The 18,580-nt window shown below is 73.2% G+C and carries 18 protein-coding genes; 12 read left to right on the top strand and 6 right to left on the bottom strand.

Annotation, left to right across the window (positions count from 1 at the left end):
• Positions 1-2: 2 nt before the first annotated feature.
• Genes ABKW28_RS11935 through ABKW28_RS11920 form a run of 4 tightly spaced genes read right to left on the bottom strand, consistent with a single transcriptional unit; the run spans position 3 to position 4,214 of the window.
• Entirely contained in the window at positions 3-1,157 is a 1,155-nt protein-coding gene (locus ABKW28_RS11935; protein WP_348609790.1) for an aminotransferase class I/II-fold pyridoxal phosphate-dependent enzyme, read from the bottom strand.
• 2 nt (positions 1,158-1,159) lie between these two features.
• Positions 1,160-1,603: an HIT family protein gene (locus ABKW28_RS11930; protein WP_348609788.1), complete on the bottom strand. Its 444-nt coding sequence runs from the start codon at positions 1,601-1,603 to the stop codon at positions 1,160-1,162.
• A 32-nt stretch (positions 1,604-1,635) separates the two neighbouring features.
• Positions 1,636-3,687, bottom strand: coding sequence for an NADPH-dependent 2,4-dienoyl-CoA reductase (locus tag ABKW28_RS11925; protein ID WP_348609785.1), 2,052 nt, complete (start codon positions 3,685-3,687; stop codon positions 1,636-1,638).
• Entirely contained in the window at positions 3,684-4,214 is a 531-nt protein-coding gene (locus ABKW28_RS11920) for a PadR family transcriptional regulator (protein ID WP_348609782.1), read from the bottom strand. The genes ABKW28_RS11925 and ABKW28_RS11920 overlap by 4 nt, the downstream gene beginning before the upstream one ends.
• A 62-nt stretch (positions 4,215-4,276) precedes the next feature.
• On the opposite strand from ABKW28_RS11920, the gene ABKW28_RS11915 reads away from it, so the two are divergent.
• The 11 genes from ABKW28_RS11915 to ABKW28_RS11865 all read left to right on the top strand — a co-directional run bounded on the left by ABKW28_RS11915 (position 4,277) and on the right by ABKW28_RS11865 (position 15,554).
• Positions 4,277-5,182 carry an ABC transporter substrate-binding protein gene (locus tag ABKW28_RS11915; RefSeq protein ID WP_348609781.1) on the top strand — a complete coding sequence of 302 codons (906 nt, stop codon included), beginning with the start codon at positions 4,277-4,279 and terminating at the stop codon, positions 5,180-5,182.
• Positions 5,182-6,042 (top strand): amino acid ABC transporter permease, encoded by an 861-nt coding sequence (locus tag ABKW28_RS11910; protein WP_193669475.1) that lies wholly within the window; start codon positions 5,182-5,184, stop codon positions 6,040-6,042. Before ABKW28_RS11915 ends, ABKW28_RS11910 begins: the two co-directional genes overlap by 1 nt.
• Positions 6,039-6,779 (top strand): amino acid ABC transporter ATP-binding protein, encoded by a 741-nt coding sequence (locus ABKW28_RS11905; protein WP_348609778.1) that lies wholly within the window; start codon positions 6,039-6,041, stop codon positions 6,777-6,779. Before ABKW28_RS11910 ends, ABKW28_RS11905 begins: the two co-directional genes overlap by 4 nt.
• Positions 6,780-6,812: 33 nt before the next feature.
• Positions 6,813-7,973 (top strand): CaiB/BaiF CoA-transferase family protein, encoded by a 1,161-nt coding sequence (locus tag ABKW28_RS11900; RefSeq protein ID WP_348609773.1) that lies wholly within the window; start codon positions 6,813-6,815, stop codon positions 7,971-7,973.
• Positions 7,974-7,983: 10 nt separating this feature from the next.
• Positions 7,984-8,730: a glutamine amidotransferase gene (locus ABKW28_RS11895; RefSeq protein WP_348609770.1), complete on the top strand. Its 747-nt coding sequence runs from the start codon at positions 7,984-7,986 to the stop codon at positions 8,728-8,730.
• 68 nt (positions 8,731-8,798) lie between these two features.
• Positions 8,799-10,283: an NAD(P)/FAD-dependent oxidoreductase gene (locus ABKW28_RS11890; RefSeq protein ID WP_348609767.1), complete on the top strand. Its 1,485-nt coding sequence runs from the start codon at positions 8,799-8,801 to the stop codon at positions 10,281-10,283.
• 94 nt (positions 10,284-10,377) lie between these two features.
• The gene (locus ABKW28_RS11885) at positions 10,378-10,572 is read left to right on the top strand and encodes a CsbD family protein (RefSeq protein ID WP_348609764.1); all 195 of its coding nucleotides are present in this window, start codon (positions 10,378-10,380) and stop codon (positions 10,570-10,572) included.
• Positions 10,573-10,798: 226 nt separating this feature from the next.
• The gene (locus ABKW28_RS11880; RefSeq protein WP_348609761.1) at positions 10,799-12,277 is read left to right on the top strand and encodes a DEAD/DEAH box helicase; all 1,479 of its coding nucleotides are present in this window, start codon (positions 10,799-10,801) and stop codon (positions 12,275-12,277) included.
• Between the two features lie 16 nt (positions 12,278-12,293).
• The gene (locus tag ABKW28_RS11875; RefSeq protein WP_193669480.1) at positions 12,294-13,001 is read left to right on the top strand and encodes a CPBP family intramembrane glutamic endopeptidase; all 708 of its coding nucleotides are present in this window, start codon (positions 12,294-12,296) and stop codon (positions 12,999-13,001) included.
• 73 nt (positions 13,002-13,074) lie between these two features.
• On the top strand, positions 13,075-14,493 hold the full coding sequence (locus ABKW28_RS11870) for a cytochrome ubiquinol oxidase subunit I (protein ID WP_348609758.1): 1,419 nt from the start codon (positions 13,075-13,077) through the stop codon (positions 14,491-14,493).
• Positions 14,490-15,554, top strand: a complete 1,065-nt coding sequence (locus tag ABKW28_RS11865; protein ID WP_348609755.1) for a cytochrome d ubiquinol oxidase subunit II — start codon at positions 14,490-14,492, stop codon at positions 15,552-15,554. Before ABKW28_RS11870 ends, ABKW28_RS11865 begins: the two co-directional genes overlap by 4 nt.
• Here the strand turns inward: ABKW28_RS11865 and ABKW28_RS11860 are convergent.
• Positions 15,505-16,395: an NAD(P)H-binding protein gene (locus ABKW28_RS11860; protein WP_348609752.1), complete on the bottom strand. Its 891-nt coding sequence runs from the start codon at positions 16,393-16,395 to the stop codon at positions 15,505-15,507. The genes ABKW28_RS11865 and ABKW28_RS11860 overlap by 50 nt on opposite strands.
• Positions 16,396-16,431: 36 nt before the next feature.
• Complete coding sequence (locus tag ABKW28_RS11855; protein ID WP_348609750.1) at positions 16,432-17,190, bottom strand: MerR family transcriptional regulator; 759 nt, start codon at positions 17,188-17,190, stop codon at positions 16,432-16,434.
• A gap of 133 nt (positions 17,191-17,323) precedes the next feature.
• Here ABKW28_RS11855 and ABKW28_RS11850 point away from each other — a divergent pair, with 133 nt between their 5' ends.
• A complete protein-coding gene (locus tag ABKW28_RS11850) occupies positions 17,324-18,535 on the top strand; it encodes an acetyl-CoA C-acetyltransferase (RefSeq protein ID WP_348609747.1) in 1,212 nt (403 codons plus the stop codon).
• The last annotated feature ends 45 nt before the right edge of the window (positions 18,536-18,580 follow it).

The raw sequence follows: 18,580 nt of genomic DNA, 5'->3' as shown, positions 1-18,580 counted from the left end.
CGTCAGGTGAGGGCGGCGGCGAGGCGCTCCACGACCTGCGCCAGCCGCTTCTCGGAGGTGGCGATGTTGAGGCGCACGTGGCCCTCGAGGCCCGGCTGGTAGTCGTGGCCGGGAGCCAGGCGCACGCCGTGCTCGAGCGCGGCGGCCGCCGGGTCGGCGACGCCGTACGCACGCAGGTCGAGCCAGGCCAGGTAGGTCGCCTCGAGCGGGCGCAGCCGTGCCTGGGGCAGGTGCTCGGCGACGAGCTCGCCCAGGTCCTCGGCGTTGACCCGCAGCCGGGAGCGCAGGGCGTGCAGCCACAGGTCGCTGTCGCGCCAGGCGGCGGAGCCGGCGACCATGCCGAGCCCGGAGTGGCCGTGGTTGGCGGGGACGGGCACCGAGCGCAGCCGGCGGGTCTCGTCGGGGTCCATCAGCACGATCTGCGCGGCGTGCAGCCCGGGGGTGCCGAAGGCCTTGGAGTGGCTGGTGACCAGCACCGCCTCGGGGTCGACGCTGAGGTAGGGCACGAACCGTTCCTGCCCGGGCAGCACCAGCGGGGCGTGGATCTCGTCGACCAGCACCCGGGCGCCGTGGGCGCGCACGAGCTCGCGCAGCGCCTCGAGCTCGGCGCGGTGCGCGACCCGGCCCAGCGGGTTGTGCGGGTGGCAGAGGAGCACGGTGCGGGCGCCGGCCTCGAGGTGCCGCTCGACGGCGGCCAGGTCGAGGGCCGCCGCGGCGCGGTCGTCGTGGTCGTGGTCGGGGTCGAGGCCGACGTACGCCGCCTCGCGCCCGGCCAGCGCGACCACGTCGCGGAACGGCGGGTAGCACGGCAGCGGCACCACGACCGGGCCCGGCGGGCAGAGCTCGTCGAGGGCCAGGCGCAGCCCGGCGACCACGTCGCCGACGGGGGTGGAGGAGTCGAGCGGCACGTCCCAGCCCCAGTGCCGCTCGGCGAAGCCGCGGAACGCGGCGTCGAGGTCGGCGGGCTGGGCGGTGCCGGGGAACGCCGAGTAGCCGAGCATCCCGCGACCGACAGCGGCGGTCAGGGCCGCGGTCACCGCCGGCGGCGGCGCGAAGTCCATCTCGGCCACCCAGGCCGGGATGGTGCCCTCGGGCACCGCGCCCCACTTCAGCGGCAGCGCCGCGCGGGCCTCGGAGTCGGTGAGGTCGCGCAGCATCCTCAGGCCCCGCCCTGCAGGGCCCGGCCGGTGGCGCCGATGGCGTCGGGGTCGCCCGGCGTGGGGGTCCACGGCAGCGACAGCCCGTCTCGCGCAGGGTCGTCGGCGTAGCGCGGCACCACGTGCAGGTGGAAGTGGAAGACGCTCTGCCAGGCGGCCTCGCCGGTGCAGTTGAGCAGGTTGACCCCGTCGGCCCCCAGCACCTCGAGCTGGCGCCTGGCCAGCCGCTGGGCGGTGAGTGCGCAGGCCGCGAGGTCGTCGGGCGTGATGTCGGTCAGGTCGACCGCGTGCGCACGCGGCACCACGAGCAGGTGCCCGTCGGTGGCGGGGTTGATGTCCATGAAGGACACCGTCCGCTCGTCCTCGTCGACCCTGGTGGAGGGGATGGTGCCTGCCACGATCGCGCAGAACAGGCAGCTGTCGTCTCGGTTGACCTCGCCCGGCATGCCCCGACCCTAGCCAGCCGTCCCCGGCCGCCTCACAGCGCCGCGGCGACCCGCGTGCCCTGCTCGATGGCGCGCTTGGCGTCGAGCTCGGCGGCCACGTCGGCCCCGCCGACCAGGTGCAGGCCGGGGTGGGTCTCGGCGGCGGTGAGGTCGTCGAAGAGCGAGCGCACCGACTCCTGGCCGGCGCACAGCACGACGTGGTCGACGACGAGCTCGCGCGGCTCGCCCTCGACCGTGACGTGCAGGACGACGGCGTCGTCGCGGCCCTCGATGCGCTCGTACGCCGCACCCGCGACCTGGCTGACGCCCGACTGCTTGAGCACGGCGCGGTGCGCCCAGCCCGAGGTCTTGCCCAGGTCCTTGCCGATCATCGAGGTCTTGCGCTGCAGCAGGGTCACCTCGCGGAACGGCTCGCGCGGCTTGCGCTCGGTCAGCCCGCCGCGGTGCAGGCTGGGGTCGCCGACGCCCCAGTGGGCCATCCACTCCTCGACGCCGGCCTCCTCGTCGGGGCCGGGGGAGGCGGGGTCGTGGACCAGCCAGTGGCTGACGTCGACGCCGATGCCGCCGGCGCCGATGACGGCGACCCGCTTGCCGGGCACCACCCGCCCGGAGAGCACGTCGGCGTAGGAGACCACCCGCGGGTCGTCGCCGCCGGGGATCACCGGCAGCCGCGGCTCGACGCCGGTGGAGACCACGACCTCGTCGAAGCCGGCCAGGTCGGCGGCGGTGGCGCGGGTGGAGAGCCGCACGTCGACGCCGAGCACCTCGAGGCGCCGGGTGTAGTAGCGCAGCGTCTCGGCGAAGTCCTCCTTGCCGGGCACCGCCATCGCCAGGCGGAACTGCCCGCCCAGCGCGGGCTGGGCCTCGAAGAGGGTCACCGCCAGGCCGCGCTCGGCCGCGGAGACCGCGGTGGCCAGGCCCGCCGGGCCGGCGCCGACCACGGCGACCGAGCGGCGTACGCGCGTGGGGGCGAGCACCAGCGTGGTCTCGCGGCAGGCGCGCGGGTTGACCAGGCAGGAGGCGGTCTTGTTGGAGAAGGTGTGGTCGAGGCAGGCCTGGTTGCAGGCGATGCAGGTGTTGATCTCGTCGCCGCGACCGGCGGCGGCCTTGGTGACGAGCTCGGGGTCGGCCAGCAGCGGGCGGGCCATCGAGACCAGGTCGGCGCCGCCCTCGACGAGGATCGACTCGGCAAGCTCGGGGGTGTTGATCCGGTTGGACGCGCAGACCGGCACCGACACCTCGGCCTTGAGCCGCGCGGTCACCGAGCGCCACGCCGCCGGCGGCACCTGGGTGATGATCGTGGGGATCCGCGCCTCGTGCCAGCCGATGCCGGTGTTGAGCACGTTGACGCCGGCCTCGGTCAGCCGGTGGGCCAGGGTGACCACCTCGTCCCAGCTCTGGCCGCCCTCGACGAGGTCGAGCAGCGAGATCCGGTACATGATCGGAAGGTCGTCGCCGACCAGGTCGCGGGTGCGGCGCACCACCTCGAGCGGGAAGCGCATCCGCTTCTCGGCGCTGCCGCCCCACTCGTCGTCGCGCTGGTTGGTGCGCTCGGCGAGGAACTGGTTGATCAGGTAGCCCTCGGAGCCCATGATCTCGACCGCGTCGTAGCCGCCCTTGACCGCCAGCGCGACGGTCCGCGCGAACGCCGTGGCGGTGCGGTCGACCTGGCGCGACGACATCGCCGACGGCTTGAACGGCGTGATCGGGCTCTTGCGGTCGGAGGCGGAGTGGATGAAGGGGTGGTAGCCGTAGCGGCCAGCGTGCAGCACCTGCAGCGCGATCGCGCCGCCCTCGTCGTGCACCGCGTCGGTGACCTGGCGGTGCCGCATCGCCTGCAGCCGGGTGGTCAGCTCGGAGGCGAACGGCTTGAGCCAGCCGCGCTTGGTCGGGGCGTAGCCGCCGGTGACGATGAGCCCGACCCCGCCCCGCGCACGCTCAGCGGCGTACGCCGCCAGCTTGGGCACGTCCCACGGCGCGTCCTCGAGCCCGGTGTGCATCGAGCCCATCACCACGCGGTTGCGCAGCGTCAGCGACCCGAGCTGCAGGGGCTCCAGCAGGTGGGGGTAGGGGTTGGCGCTCATGCGTGTGCCTCCAGGTACTCGGTGAGCCAGGTGATCGACGTCTGCTCGGCCAGCACGCCGCCGCGCAGGACGAGGTACTGGTCGAGCTCGAGGCCGCCCAGGGTGGTCGGGTCGGGGTAGTCGCGGGTCATCAGCTGCTCGTAGCGCGCCAGGCGGGCGCGGTGCTGGGCGAGGTCGGCGCGCACGACGTCGAGCACGGCCGCGCGGTCGCCGAAGGAGGCGCCGCGCATCTTGACCGCCAGGTCGGAGCGCAGCGGCGGGGTGGCGGTCGGCTCGCCCAGCCAGGCGGCCAGGACCTCGCGGCCGGCGGCGGCGACCTCGTAGACCTTCTTGGCCGGGCGCCCGGCCTGCTCGACGGTGGTGGCGCGCAGCCAGCCGTCGGCCTCCATCCGGCCCAGCACCCGGTAGATCTGCTGGTGGGTGGCGCCCCAGAAGTAGCCGATGGAGCGGCTGAAGCGTCGGCTGAGCTCGAGTCCGGCGGCCGGCTGCTCGCTCAGGGCGACCAGCAGGGCGTGCTCGAGGGCCATGGCCGTATCGCGCCCGACCTATGCAACTAGTTGCAAGACCCGGTTCGGCCTACGATTCCCCCATGCTGCGCCGGTCTGCGGTCGTCCCCGCCCTCGCCTCCCTGCCCCTGCTGCTCGGAGCGGTCGCCTGCGCGCCCGCCGACGAGGAGCCGAGCACCGCCGCCGACGCTGGCTCCGACGCTGGTTCCGAGGAGCCCGCCGCCGAGGTCGACCCGGCCACCTGCGTCACCGACGACATGCTGCTCGAGGGCGGCACCCTCACCGTCGGCACCGACTCGCCGGCCTACGAGCCGTGGTTCGCCGACAACGACCCGACCAACGGCGAGGGCTACGAGTCGGCGGTGGCCTACGCCGTCGCCGAGCGCCTGGGCTTCTCCGAGGACGAGGTCAGCTGGGTGCGGGTGCCCTTCAACACCTCCTACGCCCCCGGCGCCAAGGACTTCGACTTCGACATCAACCAGATCTCGATCACCCCGAAGCGCGCCGAGGTCGTCGACTTCTCGCAGGGCTACTACCAGGCCGCGCAGGCCGTCGTGGCGCTCGAGGGCACCGCCGGCGCCGAGGCCGCCAGCCTCGAGGACCTCGCCGACCTGCGCCTGGGCGCGCAGACCGGGACCACCTCGCTGACCGCGATCCGCGACATCATCGAGCCCGAGGTCGACCCGGCCGTCTTCGAGGACACCAACTCCGCCAAGCAGGCGCTGGCCAACGACCAGGTCGACGCCGTGCTGGCCGACCTGCCCACCGCCTTCTACATCTCCGCCGTCGAGATCCCCGGCAGCACCATCGTCGGGCAGTTCCAGCCCGAGACCGGGGAGCAGGAGGAGTTCGGGATGCTCTTCGAGAAGGGCAGCGAGCTGGTGCCCTGCGTCGACGCCGCCCTGCAGGCCATGGAGGCCGACGGCGAGCTCGCCGACATCGAGCAGGAGTGGCTCTCCGACGTCGTCGGCGTGCCCGAGCTGCAGTAGTGCCCACCAGTCCCGGGGCGTGGCGCCCCAGCGAGCGCGAGCTCGCCCGGCGCGCCGAGCGCCGTCGCCTGCGCGTACGCCGCTCCGGCACCGCGAGCGCCTCGACCGTCGTCTTCTTCGCCCTGCTGGGCCTCGGGCTGGTGCTCTCGCCGGGCTGGGAGCGCGTGCAGGAGACCTTCTTCTCGTGGTCCGACGCGAAGGAGTCCTTCCCGCTGGTGCTCGAGGCGTTCTGGCTCAACGTGCGGATCTTCCTGGTCGCCGAGCCGGCGATCCTGCTGCTCGCCCTGCTGGTCGCGATCATGCGTGGCACCCGCTCGGCCTGGCTGGCGCCGGCGCGCATCGTGGCGGTCGCCTTCACCGACGTGATGCGCGGCATCCCGACGCTGCTGCTGGTGGTGCTGCTCGGCTTCGGCGTGCCGGCCCTGGAGCTGCAGGGCCTGACCAACGACCGGCTCGTGTGGGCCACGGTCGCGCTGATCCTGTCGTACTCCGCCTACGTCGCCGAGGTCTTCCGCGCCGGCATCGAGTCGATCCACCCCTCCCAGATCGCCAGCGCCCGGGCGCTGGGGCTGGGCCCGGTGCGCACCCTGCGCCACGTGGTGGTGCCCCAGGCGGTGCGCCGCGTGGTGCCGCCGCTGCTCAACGACTTCATCTCGCTGCAGAAGGACACCGCCCTGGTCTCGCTGGTGGGCGCCTACGACGGCGTCTTCGCCGCCCGCGACTACAGCGCCTACAACTTCAACTACACCTCGCTGGTCGTCGTCTCGCTGCTCTTCATCGCCCTGACCGTGCCGCTGGCCCGGTTCACCGACTGGCTGCAGCGTCGCGTCATGGAGCGCGAGCGGGCGGGGGCGCTGTGAGCCCGCTGGTCGAGGTCGCCGGCCTGCGCAAGACCTACGGCGACCGGGTGGTCCTCGACGACGTCGACCTGCGCGTCGAGCCCGGCGACGTGGTCTGCCTGATCGGCTCGTCGGGCTCGGGCAAGTCGACGCTGCTGCGCTGCCTCAACCTGCTCGAGGAGATCGACGACGGGGTGATCACCTTCGAGGGCCGCGAGATCTCCGACCCGCGCGTCGACCCGATGCAGGTGCGCCGGCGCATCGGGATGGTCTTCCAGGCCTACAACCTCTTCCCGCACCTGACGGTGCTGGAGAACTGCACGCTCGCCCCGCGCCACGCCCACGGCCTGGGCCGCCGCGCCGCGCGCGAGCGGGCCCGCGAGCTGCTGGAGCGCTTCGGGCTGGCCGAGCACGCCGACAAGCACCCCGACCGGCTCTCCGGCGGGCAGCAGCAGCGCGCGGCCGTCGTACGCGCCCTGTGCACGCAGCCGACGCTGCTGCTGCTCGACGAGGTCACCGCGGCGCTCGACCCCGAGCTGGTCGGCGACGTGCTCGGCATCGTGCGCGACCTGGCCGCGGCCGGCACCACCATGGTGCTGGCCACCCACGAGATGGCCTTCGCCCGCGAGGTCGCCACCAAGGTGGCCTTCCTCGACGGCGGGCGGATCCTCGAGCAGGGCCCGCCGGCGCAGATCTTCGCCGAGCCCCGCGAGGAGCGCACCCGGGCCTTCCTGCGCCGCGTGCTGGACCGCCCCTAGCACCGTGACAGCGATGCTGTCAGGATGCTCGCCATGAGCATCGAGCTGGGCAGGGGCACGGGCCCGTTGAAGGGCGTCAAGGTCGTGGAGATCGCGGGGATCGGGCCGGGCCCGCACGCCTGCATGATCCTGGCCGACCTGGGCGCCGACGTGATCCGCGTCGAGCGCCCGGGCGGGCAGATGCTCACCGGCGGCAGCCACGACCTGCTCAACCGGGGGCGGCCCAGCGTGGGGCTCAACCTCAAGGACCCCGAGGCCGTGGCCACCGTGCTCGACCTGGTCGAGGGCGCCGACGTGCTCGTCGAGGGCATGCGCCCCGGCGTGCTCGAGCGCCTCGGGCTCGGTCCCGAGCAGTGCCACGAGCGCAACCCCGCCCTGGTCTACGGCCGGATGACCGGCTGGGGCCAGGACGGACCGCTGGCCACCGCGGCCGGGCACGACATGAACTACATCGCCATCACCGGCGCCCTCCACGGCCTGGGCCAGGACAGGTCGCGCCCGCACTTCCCCGGCAACCTCGTCGGCGACTTCGGCGGCGGGTCGACCTACCTGGTCATCGGCGTCCTCGCCGCCCTGCTCGAGGCGAGGGTCTCCGGCCAGGGCCAGGTCGTCGACGCCGCGATCGTCGACGGCACCGCCCACCTCAACGCCATGGGCGCCGCGTTCCTGGCCTCGGGCACCTTCAGCGAGCAGCGCGCCGCCAACCTGCTCGACGGCGGCGCCCCCTTCTACGACGTCTACGAGACCTCCGACGGCGAGCACATGAGCGTCGGCGCGCTCGAGCCGCAGTTCTTCGCCGAGCTGGTGCGCCTGCTGGGCGTCGAGGACCGCTGCCCCGGCCAGCTCGACCTCGAGCGGTACGACGAGATGCGCGCCCTCTTCGCCGAGACCTTCGCCCGGCGCACCCAGGCCGAGTGGGTCGAGCTGTTCGAGGGCACCGACGCCTGCGTGGCCGGCATCGTGCCGCTCAGCCGCGCCGTCGAGCACCCCCACCTGCAGGCCCGCCAGACGTTCGTGACCAAGGACGGCATCGCGCAGCCGCAGCCCGCGCCGCGCTTCTCGCGCACCGCCGCCACCCTCGACCTCCCGCCCGCCCCCAAGGCCGGGTCGCACACCCGCGAGGCCCTGGCCGCCTGGGGCGTCGCCGACGTCGACGGGCTCCTCGAGCGCGGGGTGGCGGTGCAGGCCGACTAGTCTGCGCGGCGTGCGGCCCTTCCTGTTCCTCGGCACCCGCGCCGAGGACGACGCCGCCGACGGCGAGTACGACGCCCTGCGTCGCTGCGCCGGTCTCGACGAGTCGGGGCTGCGCCGCGTGCGGCTCGAGCGGGCGCCGCTCGAGGAGCAGCTGGGCGGCCCCGTCGACCCCGCCGACTGGTCGGGGATCGTCCTGGGCGGCAGTCCCTTCAACCTCTCCGACCCCGCCGAGGCCAAGACCGCCACCCAGCACCGGGTCGAGGCCGAGCTCCGCGCGCTCGCGCTGCGCGTGATCGGGGCCGACACGCCCTTCCTGGGCGCCTGCTACGGCATCGGCACGCTCGGCTCGCTGCGCGGCGGCCTGGTCGACCGCACCCACGGCGAGCCCGTCGGCGCGGTCGACGTACGCCTGAGCGAGGAGGGGGTCGCCGACCCGCTCTTCGGGGTGCTGCCGGCACGCTTCGACGCCTTCGTGGGCCACAAGGAGGCGGTCAGCCGGCTGCCCGAGGGCGCGGTGCTGCTCGCCGGCTCCGCGACCTGCCCGGTGCAGGCCTTCCGGCTCGGGCGTCGCGTCTACGCCACCCAGTTCCACCCCGAGCTCGACGTCGACGGGCTGGTGCACCGGCTGACCGTCTACCGCGACCACGGCTACACCGCGCCCGGCGGGCTCGACGACGCCCTGGCGGCCGCGCGGGCCGCCACGGTGAGCGAGCCGCCGCGGCTGCTGGCCCGCTTCGTCGAGCTCTTCGCCCGGTGACCGGGCCCACCCGGAATCCTTGCTGAACATCTGTCAATAGAGTCGGATCTGGACTACCGTGCTCGTCCATGAGCACTCCCGAGCCCACCCCTGCCCCCGAGCCGCAGGCCCAGCAGGCCCCCGAGCACGTCGACGTGCTCGTCGTGGGCGCGGGCCTCTCCGGCATCGGCGCGGCCGCGCAGGTCCTCTCGCGCGTCCCCGGCACCAGCGTCGCGGTCCTCGAGGGTCGCAGCGCGAGCGGTGGCACGTGGGACCTGTTCCGCTACCCCGGCATCCGCTCCGACTCCGACATGTTCACCTTCGGCTACCGCTGGCGCCCCTGGCCCAGCGACACCGCGCTGGCCGACGGCGAGCTGATCCTCGACTACGTGCGCACCGTCGCCCGCGAGTACGACGTCGAGCGGCGCATCCGCTACGACCACCGGGTCAGCGCCGCGTCGTGGAGCAGCGACGAGCGCCGCTGGACGGTGACCTACGAGCACGACGGCCGCGAGCAGCAGATCACCTGCTCGATGCTGTGGGGCGCCTCGGGCTACTACGACTACGACCAGGGCCACGCCCCGGAGTTCCCCGGCGTCGAGTCCTTCGGTGGCCAGGTCGTGCACCCGCAGTTCTGGCCCGAGGACATGGGCTACGCGGGCAAGAGGGTCGTGGTGATCGGCTCCGGCGCCACCGCGATCACGCTGGTGCCCGCGATGGCCGGCACCGCCGAGCACGTCACGATGCTGCAGCGCTCGCCGTCGTACGTGCTGACCCGCCCGGGCTCCGACCCGCTGGCCCAGCGCCTCTCGCGGCTGCCCGCCAAGGTCAAGCAGCCGGTCGTGCGGTGGAAGAACATCCTCGAGGCCGTGGTGTCCTACCAGCTCTTCCAGCGCAAGCCCGAGTGGGGCAAGAAGCTGATCCGCGACCAGACGGTCAAGCAGCTGCCCGACGACTTCGACGTCGACACGCACTTCCGCCCGGCGTACAACCCGTGGGACCAGCGGCTGTGCTTCGTGCCCGACGGCGACCTCTTCAAGGCGATCCGCAAGGGCGAGGCCTCCGTGGTCACCGACACCATCGAGACCTTCACCGAGAAGGGCATCCGGCTCAGCTCGGGCGAGGAGCTCGAGGCCGACGTCGTGGTCACCGCGACCGGGTTGAAGCTCAAGGCCTTCGGCGGCATCCGCTTCAGCGTCGACGGCGCCGAGGTCAAGATGCACGAGACGATGGCCTACAAGTCGCTGATGCTCTCGGGCATCCCGAACTTCGTCTACACGATCGGCTACACCAACGCCTCGTGGACCCTCAAGGCCGACCTGGTCGCCGACTTCGCGGTGCGGGTGCTCGAGGAGATGCGCGAGCGCGGCGCCTCGATGTTCGTCGTCGACAAGGACCCCACGGTGGGGGAGCGGCCCTTCATGGACTTCCAGTCGGGCTACGTCGTGCGCGCCCTCGACCAGCTGCCCCGCCAGGGCGACCGGGCTCCGTGGATGCTGAAGCAGAACTACCTCACCGACCTGCGCACGATCCGCCACGACAAGATCGACGACGGGGTGCTGACCTTCCGCTGACCCCTCGCGCCGGCCGGCATCCGCGGGGGTGAGCAGGGGGCGGTGGGTGCCTGGTTCATTGGGTGCACGTCATCCGCTACCAGGAGGTAACACCATGGGCATCGCTGACAAGGCGTCGAACAAGGCCGAGGACCTCAAGGGTCAGGGCAAGGAGGGCGCCGGCAAGGCCACCAACGACCCCGAGCTCGAGGGCGAGGGCAAGGGCGACCAGGCCTCCGCCTCGCTCAAGGGCGCCGGCGAGAAGATCAAGGACGCCGGCAAGGACATCAAGGACGGCTTCACCAAGTAGCAGGTGGCGACCCGCGCCGACCACCGCGGCGGTAGTGGCGCGGAACACCCTGCGACGAGTAGGTCGTCCCGGGCTGCTCCCCCTATGCTGGGGAGCAGCCCGTCCAGTCTTGCCTCGGGCCCCCCGCGCGCCTCGGCGCCGCGTCCCTCTCCTGCGAGAGGCTGCTGCGTGTCACATCGAGCGCAGCACGTTCTGGCGAGACACGCCAACAGTGAGTAGTCCTAACGTGTCTTCACCCTCCTTCGCCGATCTCGGCGTCCCCACCGACCTGACCCGCGTCCTCGACGCCGCGGGGATCAGCACCCCGACCCCGATCCAGGCCGCGACGCTGCCCGACTCCCTGGCCGGACGCGACGTCCTGGGCCGGGGTCGCACCGGCTCCGGCAAGACCTACGCCTTCCTGCTGCCCCTCGTGGCCCGCCTGGCCGCGTCCGGCCGCACGGCCCGCGCCGGCAAGCCGCGCTCGCTCGTGCTGGCCCCGACCCGCGAGCTGGTCGCCCAGATCCACGAGTCGCTGGTCCCGCTGGCCAAGGTGCACGGCTTCACCATGCAGACCGTCTTCGGTGGCGTGGGCCAGGGCCCGCAGGTCGCCGGCCTCAAGCGCGGCGCCGACATCGTCCTCGCCTGCCCCGGTCGTCTCGAGGACCTCATCAAGCAGGGCCACTGCCGCCTCGACGACATCGAGGTCACGATCCTCGACGAGGCCGACCACATGGCCGACCTCGGCTTCCTGCCCGCGGTGCGCCGCCTGCTCGACGCGACCCCGCGCGACGGCCAGCGCCTGCTGTTCTCGGCCACCCTCGACAACGCCATCGACGTGCTGGTCAAGCGCTACCTGAGCCAGCCGGTGACCCACCAGGCCGACTCCGCGCAGTCGCCGGTCGTCCAGATGGACCACCACGTGCTGCGGATGCCGCGCGAGCACCGGGTGCCGGTGCTGGTCGACCTGACCAGCGCCCCCGGCCGCACGGTCGTCTTCACCCGCACCAAGCACGGCGCCAAGGCGCTGGCGCGCCAGCTCAACAAGAGCGGTGTGCCCTCCGTGGAGCTGCACGGCAACCTGAGCCAGAACGCGCGTACCCGCAACATGGACGCCTTCCACTCGGGCAGGGCCACCACCCTGGTCGCCACCGACATCGCCGCGCGCGGCATCCACGTCGACGACGTCTCGCTCGTCGTGCACGCCGACCCGCCCGCCGAGCACAAGGCCTACCTGCACCGCTCGGGCCGCACCGCCCGTGCCGGTGCCGCCGGCACCGTCATCACCCTGATGACCCCCGAGCAGGAGCGCGACGTGCGCGACCTGACCCGGGCCGCCGGCATCAAGCCGACCATCACCCGCGTCGACGCGCTCGGCCACCCGGTCCTCTCCCAGCTCGCCCCCGGCGAGCGGGTGCTGGTGCCCGGCGGCATCGTCGTCGAGGCCCCGCGTCCCGCGACCGGCTCCACCGGTGGTGGCGGCGGCGCGGCCGGCGGCGGTGGCGGCCGCAACCGCAACCGCCGTCGCTCCGGCTCGGGCTCCGGCTCGGGCGGCCAGGGAGGCCCGCGCGGCCAGGCCGGCCAGGGCGGCGCCCGCCAGGGCGGCAAGCCCGGCTCGAAGCCGGCTGCCAAGCAGGGCGCCAAGCCCGCCGCCCGTCGTGGCGGCGGTCGTCCCGCCGGCGGTGGCTCCCACAACGCAGCGAGCTTCAGCGCAGGAGTGCGCTGATCCACCCGACGAGAGGATGAGCCCGGTGCGCGAGTTCGTACGCCGCAGCCTGTGGGAGATGGTCCCGCGCGACCAGCGCCAGACCCCCACGGCGCTGCGCCGCCGCCAGCTCGTGACCATCGGGTTCGTCCTCGTCGGGGCGGTCGTCCTCGGCTTCACCCTGCGCACCGACCCGGGCAGCCAGCAGTTCTACCTGCTCACCCTGGTGCTCGCCGCGGTGTGGACCGTGGGCGCCTTCGCCTCCGGCCCGCTGCACCTGGGCCGGATCGCGCGCGGTGACGGGCTGCGACGCCCGGTGCTCTCGCCGATCCTGCTCGGGGCGCTGCTGGTCGCGGTCTTCGTCGCCGGGGCCCTGGTGATCCGGGAGATCCCCTTCGCCGATCCCCTGGTCAGCCAGATTCGCTCGGTGCTGCGCTACACCGAGGAGACGCCGATCGCGCTGCTGGTCGTGGTGACCGCGCTCAACGGCATCGCCGAGGAGCTCTTCTTCCGCGGGGCGGGCTACGCCGCGGTGACCCGGCACCCGGTCACGGTGACCTCGGTGGCCTACACGGTGGCCACGCTGGCCACCGGCAACGTGATGCTCGGCTTCGCAGCCGTGCTGCTCGGCGTCGTGGTGGGCCTGCAGCGCCGGGCCTCCGGGGGCATCCTCGCCCCCGTGCTGACCCACCTGACCTGGTCGCTGTCGATGCTGTTCCTGCTGCCGCTGATCTTCCTGTCCTGACGCGGCCCAACGACTTCGTGAATCGCTTCACAAAGTCTGGGCGCCGGGCGCCCTCCGTCGTACCGTCGACGGCGTGGACCTCCTCACCGGACTGACCACCCTCGCGGCCGACGTCCCCGACCCGGCCGGCCTGCTGCCCGCGCGCCAGCAGATGGCGCTCTCGCTGGGCTGGCACATCGTGCTGGCCTGCTTCGGCGTCGCCTTTCCCACCATGATCCTGGTGATGCACTGGCGCGGGGTCTACCGCGACGACCCGCTGGCGCTCGTGCTGGCCCGGCGCTGGGCGAAGGTCTCCGCGGTGCTCTTCGCGATCGGTGCGGTCTCGGGCACCGTGCTGAGCTTCGAGATGGGCCTGCTGTGGCCCGGGCTGATGGGCCGCTTCGGGGACGTGCTCGGGCTGCCGTTCGCCTTCGAGGGGGTCGCCTTCTTCCTCGAGGCGATCTTCCTGGGCATCTACCTCTACGGCTGGGGACGGATCCCGCCTCGCCGGCACCTGCTCATGCTGGTGCCGATGGCCCTGACCGGCATCGCCGGCACCTTCAGCGTGCTGGCGGTCAACGGGTGGATGAACAACCCGACCGGCTTCCGCATCGTCGACGGCGAGGTCACCGACGTCGACCCGTGGGCCGCGATGTTCAACAGCGGCGTGCTGTGGCAGTTCCTGCACATGTGGGTCGCCGCCTTCATGGTCGCCGGCTTCTCGATCGCCGCGGTGTACGCCGCCGGGATGCTGCGCGGTCGACGCGACCGGCACCACCGCCTCGGCTTCACGGTGCCCTTCGCCTTCGCGTCGGTGGCGGCGCTGCTGCAGCCGGCCATCGGGCACCTGCTCGGCTCGCGGCTCGCCGACACGCAGCCCGCCAAGCTGGCCGCCTTCGAGCTCGCCACCGAGACCGAGAGCCCCTCGCCGCTGCGGCTGGGCGGACTGCTGGTCGACGGCGAGGTGCGCTGGTCGATCGACATCCCCTACCTCGGGTCCGTGATCGCGAGGAACTCGCTGACGGCCCCGGTCCAGGGCCTCGACACCATCCCGCTCGACGAGCAGCCGCCGGTCAACATCACGCACCTGGCCTTCCAGTCGATGGTGGGCATCGGCACCGCGCTGGCGCTGCTCGCCCTGGTCTACTGGGTCGCGCGCTGGCGCGGCCACGACCTCCTGCGACCGGAGGCGCGTGGCGGCACCTGGCTCCTGCGGGCCGCGGTGGCCGCCGGGCCGTTGGCCGTGGTGGCGCTCGAGGCCGGGTGGATCGCCACCGAGGTGGGTCGCCAGCCCTGGGTGGTCTACGGGGTGATGCGCACGACCGAGGCCGCGGGCAACGCCTCCACCGCGCTGTGGTGGGTGCTGGGCGCCTCCGCGCTGCTGTACGCCGCGATGACGGTGGGCGCCGTGCTGGTGCTGCGCTCGATGGCCCGCCGCTGGCGCGAGGGCGACGAGAGCCTGCCGAGCCCCTACGGCCCCGAGCTCGAGCGCGTCGAGGAGCAGCGCCGATGAGCCTCGAGATCGCGGTCGCCGCGGCCCTGTTCACCGGGGTGGTCGCCTACGCCGTGCTGGGCGGGGCCGACTTCGGCTCCGGCTTCTACGACCTCACCGCGGGCGGGACCCGTCGTGGCGCCGAGCTGCGCCGCCAGGTCGACCACAGCATCGGCCCGGTCTGGGAGGCCAACCACGTCTGGCTGATCTTCGTGCTCGTGGTGTGGTGGACCGGCTTCCCCGCGACCTTCGCCGCGGTCGCGACCACGCTGGCGGTGCCGCTGGTCCTGGCCCTGGTGGGCATCGTGCTGCGCGGCTCGGCGTTCGCCTTCCGCAAGTACGCCGCCACGGTGGCCCAGGCGCGCTTCTTCGGCGTGGTCTTCGCCGCCTCGTCCGTGGTCACCCCCTTCTTCCTCGGCACCGTCGCCGGGGCGATCGCGTCCGGTCGGGTGCCCGCGGCCGGCGAGGGCGACCCGTGGTCGTCCTGGACGGGCACCACGTCGCTGGTCGGCGGGGTCGTGGCGGTCGGCACCTGCGCCTTCCTCGCCGGGGTCTTCCTGCTCACCGACGCCGCGCGGGCCGGCAAGACCGGGCTCACCGCCGCGCTGCGCCGGCGGGTGCTGGTCGTGGGCCTGGTCACCGGAGCCGTGGTGCTGGCGGCCCTGGTGCCGCTCCACGACGACGCGCCCACGCTGTGGGCGGGGCTCACGGGGCGCGCGCTGCCCCTGGTGCTGGTCTCGTTCCTCGCCGGCTCCACCACCGTGGCTCTCGTCGCCGTACGCCGCTTCGGCCCCGCCCGGTGGAGCGCCGTGCTGGCCGTGGCATCGGTGGTCAGCGGCTGGGGCGTCGCGCAGTACCCCTGGCTGCTGGTCGACGAGGTCACCCTCGCGCAGGCCGCCGGCGCGGCGGCGACCCTGCAGGGGCTGCTGGTCGCGGTCGGTCTCGCGGTGGTGCTGGTGCTCCCCGCCCTGGGCTACCTGCTGTGGCTGACCCAGACGCAGGCCTGGAGCGGAGCGCCGGAGGCGCCGGCCGTCAGCGCGGGCCCTCCTCCAGGGCCCGGCGCACGGCCTCGGCGTAGGTGAGCGGCTCGCCGGGCACCAGGTCGCGGATGGTGTAGTCGGTCTGGACGACCTCGGTGCCCATCGAGTCGATCAGGTTGCCGGCGGTGGTGGCGTTGACGCCGGTGATCAGCTTGATCCACCACGACGACAGCAGCGGGGTGCCCACCGGCACCTTGAGCACCGGCACCTTCCGCCCGAGCATCACCTCGCCGGCCTCCTGCATCATCCCGACGTAGCTCAGCTGGTCGGCGCCCCCGATCTCGAGCACCTGGCCGTAGGCCTTCTCCAGCCCGGTGACCCCCACGATGTAGCGGATCACGTCGTCGAGGGCGATCGGCTGGGTCAGGGTGGCGGCCCACTTGGGCACCACCATGGCCGGCAGGTTCTTGACCAGCTTGCGGGTCATCTCCCACGAGATGCCGCCCGCGCCGACGACGATCGCGGCGCGCAGCACCGTGACCGGCACGTCGGAGCCGGCCAGCAGCTTCTCGACCTCGCGTCGCGAGCGCAGGTGGGGCGAGAGCTGGGAGCCCTCCTTGCCCAGACCGCCGAGGTAGACGATCTGCTGCACCCCGTTGGCCGCGGCGGCCAGGGCGAAGGTCTTCGCGGCCTCGGCGTCCTTGCGCTCGAAGTCGTTGTCGTCGAGGGAGTGCACGAGGTAGATCGCGACGTCGACGCCCTCGAGCGGGGCGGCGAGGCTGCCGGGGTCGTTGACGTCGCCGAAGACCGGGTCGCCCTGGCCGTCGTAGGTGTCGGGGTGGCGCGTCATGGCCTTGACCTGGTGGCCGGCCTCGACGAGGGCGGGGACGAGTCGGCGACCGACGAATCCGGTGGCGCCGGTGACCAGGACGGTGAGGCTCATGGGTCCCACACTAGGGACTCGGCCCCTGCGCCGGGGTCACCCAGCGGTGGAGCCCCGGCCGGCTCGGTCGGCGCGGGCGCGGATCTGCTCGCGCCGGGTCTGGTCCATCGCGGCCTCGTAGGCCGCCACCAGGCTCGAGATCGACAGCGGCTTGATGCGCTCCACGACCTCGCGCACGGTCTCGGCCGAGGCGCCCGCCTCCTTGTAGGCGGGCCACACCACGGTGCGGAACAGCTCGTTGAGCTCCTCGGCGACCTGGCGGCCGTGCCGCGCGTACACCTCGGCGGCGGCCGTCGCGGCGGCGGTGGGGAAGCCGAGGTCGAGCAGGCCCAGGCCCACGGTCAGCTGGGTGGGGGTGACGTCGAGCAGGTCGCTGCCGCTGCGCCGGCGCACGATGCCCAGCGCGACCAGCAGCGCCACGTCGTCGTCCTCGAGGGTGCGCCCGGCCCGGGTCGCCAGCTCCGCGTGGGTCATCGACTCGGTGGCCTCGGCCTGCCAGGGCGCGAGCATGGTGCGGTGCAGCGCGATCTGCTCGGGGGTGGCCTCGTCGGGCACCGCCGCGAGGTAGCGCTCGATGGCGGAGAGCGTGAAGCCGTGGCCCTGCAGCTCGCGCACCAGCTCGAGCCGGGCCACGTGGTCGTCGCTGTAGTAGCCCGAGCGGCCGTGCCGGATCGGCGGCGGCACCAGGCCCTTGGTCGTGTAGAAGCGCACGTTGCGCACGCTCATCCCGACCCGGGAGGTGAGCTCCTCGAGGGTGAGCAGGTCCGCGGCCCCGGACTCCGACGTGGTGCCCATCACACTCCTTCTTGACCAACCCGGTCGCCCTGGTCCTTGACGACACTGACAGTAATAGTGTCACAATCGAGCCAGCACGCGCGCGCCCACGCCTCCCGGCGGTCGCGGCGCTCCACGAGAACCGAGGACGGTCATGGCAGAAGCATTCGTGTACGACCACATCCGCACGCCGCGAGGCAAGGGCAAGGCGGCGGGCTCGCTGCACGAGGTCAAGGCCATCGACCTCGCCGTCGGGCTGCTCGACGAGCTGCGCACCCGCAACCCCAGCCTCGACCCGCACCGCGTCGACGACGTCGTGCTGGGCGTCGTCACCCCCGTCGGCGAGCAGGGCGGCGACATCGCCAAGACCGCCGCGCTGGCCGCGGGCTACCCCGAGACCGTCGCCGGTGTGCAGCTCAACCGGTTCTGCGCCTCCGGGCTCGAGGCCGTCAACCAGGCCGCCGCCCGCATCCGCGGCGGCATGGAGGACCTGGTCCTCGCCGGTGGCGTCGAGTCGATGTCGAACGTGCCGATGGGCTCCGACGGCGGCGCCTGGGCGATGGACCCCGCCACCGCGCTGAGCACCGGCTTCGTGCCCCAGGGCATCGGCGCCGACCTGATCGCCACCATCGAGGGCTGGAACCGCGACGACGTCGACGCCTACGCCGCCGAGTCGCACCACCGTGCCGCGAAGGCCTGGGCCAACGGCTACTTCGCCGACGCCGTGGTCCCGGTGCGCGACCTCAACGGCCTGACGATCCTCGACCACGACGAGACGATCCGTCCCGACACCAGCCCCGAGGGCCTGGCCGGGCTCAAGCCGTCCTTCGCCCAGCCCGGCCGCGACGCCGGCTTCGACGACGTGGCGCTGGAGAAGTACCACTGGATCGAGAAGATCGACCACGTCCACCACGCCGGCAACTCCTCCGGCATCGTCGACGGCGCCGCCCTGATGGCGATCGGCAGCGAGCAGGTCGGCACCGACCTGGGCCTGGCCCCGCGAGCGCGCATCGTCTCGATGGCCGTCTCGGGCGCCGACCCGACGATCATGCTCACCGGCCCCGCCCCCGCCGCCCGCAAGGCGCTGGCCAAGGCCGGGCTCGAGGTCGGCGACATCGACCTGTTCGAGATCAACGAGGCCTTCGCCGCGGTGGCGATGCGCTTCATGCGCGACATGGGCATCAGCCACGAGATCACCAACGTCAACGGCGGCGCCATCGCCATGGGCCACCCGCTGGGCGCCACCGGCGCGATGATCCTCGGCACGCTCATCGACGAGCTCGCCCGCCGCGACCAGAAGCGCGGCCTCGCCACGCTCTGCGTCGGCGGGGGCATGGGCATCGCCACCATCGTCGAGCTGGTGTGACGCGCGGCGACCACGGTCGCCGTACCGAGAAGACTTCCCTGAGAC

The organism is Nocardioides sp. 31GB23, assembly GCF_040012395.1.
GTDB classification, from domain to species: domain Bacteria; phylum Actinomycetota; class Actinomycetes; order Propionibacteriales; family Nocardioidaceae; genus Nocardioides; species Nocardioides salarius.
This window is presented reverse-complemented; position numbering and strand designations above follow the sequence as displayed.

Coding starts and splice junctions, on each gene's coding strand:
- ABKW28_RS11890 (WP_348609767.1), top strand. CDS start 8,799: ATGAGCACTCCCGAGCCCACCCCTGCCCCCGAGCCGCAGGCCCAGCAG.
- ABKW28_RS11930 (WP_348609788.1), bottom strand. CDS start 1,603: ATGCCGGGCGAGGTCAACCGAGACGACAGCTGCCTGTTCTGCGCGATC.
- ABKW28_RS11920 (WP_348609782.1), bottom strand. CDS start 4,214: ATGGCCCTCGAGCACGCCCTGCTGGTCGCCCTGAGCGAGCAGCCGGCC.
- ABKW28_RS11865 (WP_348609755.1), top strand. CDS start 14,490: ATGAGCCTCGAGATCGCGGTCGCCGCGGCCCTGTTCACCGGGGTGGTC.
- ABKW28_RS11850 (WP_348609747.1), top strand. CDS start 17,324: ATGGCAGAAGCATTCGTGTACGACCACATCCGCACGCCGCGAGGCAAG.
- ABKW28_RS11915 (WP_348609781.1), top strand. CDS start 4,277: ATGCTGCGCCGGTCTGCGGTCGTCCCCGCCCTCGCCTCCCTGCCCCTG.
- ABKW28_RS11900 (WP_348609773.1), top strand. CDS start 6,813: ATGAGCATCGAGCTGGGCAGGGGCACGGGCCCGTTGAAGGGCGTCAAG.
- ABKW28_RS11925 (WP_348609785.1), bottom strand. CDS start 3,687: ATGAGCGCCAACCCCTACCCCCACCTGCTGGAGCCCCTGCAGCTCGGG.
- ABKW28_RS11935 (WP_348609790.1), bottom strand. CDS start 1,157: ATGCTGCGCGACCTCACCGACTCCGAGGCCCGCGCGGCGCTGCCGCTG.
- ABKW28_RS11855 (WP_348609750.1), bottom strand. CDS start 17,190: ATGGGCACCACGTCGGAGTCCGGGGCCGCGGACCTGCTCACCCTCGAG.
- ABKW28_RS11885 (WP_348609764.1), top strand. CDS start 10,378: ATGGGCATCGCTGACAAGGCGTCGAACAAGGCCGAGGACCTCAAGGGT.
- ABKW28_RS11875 (WP_193669480.1), top strand. CDS start 12,294: ATGAGCCCGGTGCGCGAGTTCGTACGCCGCAGCCTGTGGGAGATGGTC.
- ABKW28_RS11860 (WP_348609752.1), bottom strand. CDS start 16,395: ATGAGCCTCACCGTCCTGGTCACCGGCGCCACCGGATTCGTCGGTCGC.